4 protein-coding genes are annotated in these 2425 nt (G+C 74.3%); 2 read left to right on the plus strand and 2 right to left on the minus strand.

Annotation, left to right across the window (positions count from 1 at the left end; translation table 11 throughout):
- On the plus strand, nucleotides 1-444 hold a 444-nt coding region (locus tag H5J30_RS27400), incomplete at its 5' end, for a M23 family metallopeptidase (RefSeq protein WP_181789997.1).
- On the opposite strand, the gene H5J30_RS27405 is transcribed toward H5J30_RS27400, so the two are convergent.
- Complete coding sequence (locus H5J30_RS27405; RefSeq protein ID WP_018839920.1) at nucleotides 437-1087, minus strand: putative DNA-mimic protein; 651 nt, start codon at nucleotides 1085-1087, stop codon at nucleotides 437-439. The genes H5J30_RS27400 and H5J30_RS27405 overlap by 8 nt on opposite strands.
- A gap of 127 nt (nucleotides 1088-1214) precedes the next feature.
- On the minus strand, nucleotides 1215-1895 hold the full coding sequence (locus tag H5J30_RS27410; protein WP_018839921.1) for a GntR family transcriptional regulator: 681 nt from the start codon (nucleotides 1893-1895) through the stop codon (nucleotides 1215-1217).
- A gap of 188 nt (nucleotides 1896-2083) precedes the next feature.
- On the opposite strand from H5J30_RS27410, the gene H5J30_RS27415 reads away from it, so the two are divergent.
- The coding region (locus H5J30_RS27415) for a MarR family winged helix-turn-helix transcriptional regulator (RefSeq protein ID WP_181789998.1) at nucleotides 2084-2425 on the plus strand (342 nt) is incomplete at its 3' end.

A 2425-nucleotide genomic window follows, 5' to 3' on the forward strand; every position in this document is an offset into this window, starting at 1 on the left:
CCGGGGCTGGCGTACCTGATGGTCGTCGAGCAGCTGGTCCGCTCCGCCGCCGCCGGCGCGGGCGTCGGCGCGATCGTCGGCAACCATGTCGTGCTGGAGCTGGAGGACGGTTCGTACGCCCTCTTCGCGCACCTGCGCCGGGGCTCGACGACCGTGCGCGCGGGCGACGCCGTACGGGCCGGGCAGCAGCTCGCGGAGGTCGGGAACTCCGGCAACTCCAGCGAGCCGCACCTGCACTTCCAGCTCATGGACGGCCCGGATCCGCGGCGGGCCGCGGGCGTGCCGTTCACCTGGCGGGGCGTCGGGGTGCCGCGCAACGGCACCGACTTCACCGCCGCCCCGGCCCGTACCCCCGGAGCCGACGACCCCGCAGGCACCGCCGGCAGCACCACCAGCACCGGCAGCACCGGCAGCACCGGCAGCACCGGCACCGCCGTCAGCTGAAGACGATCATCGACCCCTGCGCCAGGCTCCGCGTCGCCGCCGCGTGCAGCCCCAGCCACACGTGCCGCTCCTGCGCGAACTCCCCGCCGTCCGCCGGCGCCGTCGCCGCCGGCTCCGACAGCTCCGTCGGCCCCGGCGGCGGGGCCGGGGCGGGCGGCGGGTTGTCCGGGTCGATGCCGATCGCCGGGGCGACGGCGACGAGTTCGCGTACGAGCCCCTGCGCCGAGCCCAGCGGCCCGCCGCCCGCGAGCAGCTCCTCCGTCACCAGCGGGTGCGGGAAGTCGACGGGGACGTACGCGCCGGCGTGGTCGTAGTGCCAGACCAGATGCGACTGCTGCGCCGTGGACTCGAACATCTCCAGCAGCTGTTCGTAGTCCCCGCCCAGCTCGCCGACCGGCGTCACTTCCAGGCCGCACAACTGCAGCAGGTACGCGCGGCGCAGGAAGTGCAGCGCGTCGTAGTCGAAGCCGGCGACCGGGGCGACATCCCCGGACAGGCCCGGCATATAGCTCTGCACGGGCACCGGCGGCAGCCCCGCCTGCGCCAGTGCGGCGTCGTAGGCGGCGATCTCCTCGGCGAAGGGGTTGTCGGGGCTGTGGCACAGGACGTCGACGAGGGGCACCAGCCAGAGGTCGCAGGCCAAGCGGGACGCTCCTTTACTGCGCGGTCCGGCTCAGGGTAGCCGCTGACCACGGCCGCGCAGCACCCCCCGGCCGGGTACCGCGCCCCCCTGCGCCGGGTCTCGGCCACCGGGCCGCGGGACGCGGCCGTCAGCCGCCCGCGAGCCGTTCGATCAGTTCGAGCGAGTGCCGGTTGTACGTGCGTACGACCTCCTCGGCGGCGGCCACGTCGCGCCGCTCTATGGCCTCGACGAGTTGCATGTGCCCCTGCCAGAACGTGCCGGGCACGCAGGTCTCGCACTCCTCGCGCAGATACGGCACGGCGAAGACCCAGCAGTGGATCCGTACCCGCTCCAGGAACTCGGTGATGTAGTCGTTGCCGATCAGGCTGGTGATCTCGCGCCAGAAGCGCAGGTCGTAGTGGACGAGCACGTCGAGGTCCCCCGCCTTCGCCGCCCGTTCGGCCTCCTCGCCGCGGCGGCGCATCGCGGTCAGCGCGCCCGGCCGGGGGACGACCGTGTGCAGGGGGCTCGCGTGGAAGACGCCCATCTCCACGACGGTGCGGGCGTCGGCCATGGCGCGGAAGTCGTCGAGGGTGAAGGCGTGCACGCGGTAGCCGCGGTGCTGCTCGACGTCGAGGAGGCCCTGGGCGGCGAGGTCGACCAGGGCTTCGCGTACCGGGGTTGCGGAGACCCCGTACTGCTCCGCTATCTCGCCGACCGTGATGTGCTGCCCGGCCGCGAGCCGGCCGGCCAGGATCTCGTCGCGCAGGGCGTCGGCGATCTGTGCACGCAGCGTCTCGCGCCGGACCACGGCGCCTGCGGGGGTCATGCGGTGGGCCTTCCTGATGGGGGATGCCCCCACACGATAAGGGCACCCGGTGGCGGTGATCGACAGCATGCTGTCCTTTTGACAGCATGCTGTCGTCACGGGAACGCGGGCGCCGCGCCCGCAGAACCGTTCACCTGGCCGTCTGCGCGTAACCGGCCGAAAAGAGACGGAGCGGAAGGCGGCGGACCATGCGCAAGGGCACCGGCGGGGACACGGCGGACGAGGACGGCCCGACGCCCCCCGGCGCCGCCGCGCTCCTCGACGCCGCCGCCGCGGCGTCGTTCCGCCTCGGCGGCCAGTTCCTCGCGCGCGGCGAGCTGCTGGCCGCTCCCGCGGGGCTGACCGCGGCACGCTGGCAGGTGCTGTACGCCGTCCGCCGAGAACCGCTGTCCGTCGCCGGCGTCGCGCGCGTGCTGGGGGTGGCCCGGCAGAGCGTGCAGCGGATCGCGGACGTGCTGGTGGAGCGGGACCTCGCGGCGTACGAACCGAACCCCGCGCACCGCCGCGCCAAGCTGCTCCGGCCGACGCCC

It is taken from the genome of Streptomyces phytophilus (assembly GCF_013870535.1).
GTDB classification, from domain to species: Bacteria; Actinomycetota; Actinomycetes; order Streptomycetales; family Streptomycetaceae; genus Streptomyces; species Streptomyces phytophilus.

Bases quoted from the DNA above. Each gene is read 5' to 3' on its own strand.
- H5J30_RS27410 (WP_018839921.1), bottom strand. From the start codon at position 1,895: ATGACCCCCGCAGGCGCCGTGGTCCGGCGCGAGACGCTGCGTGCACAG.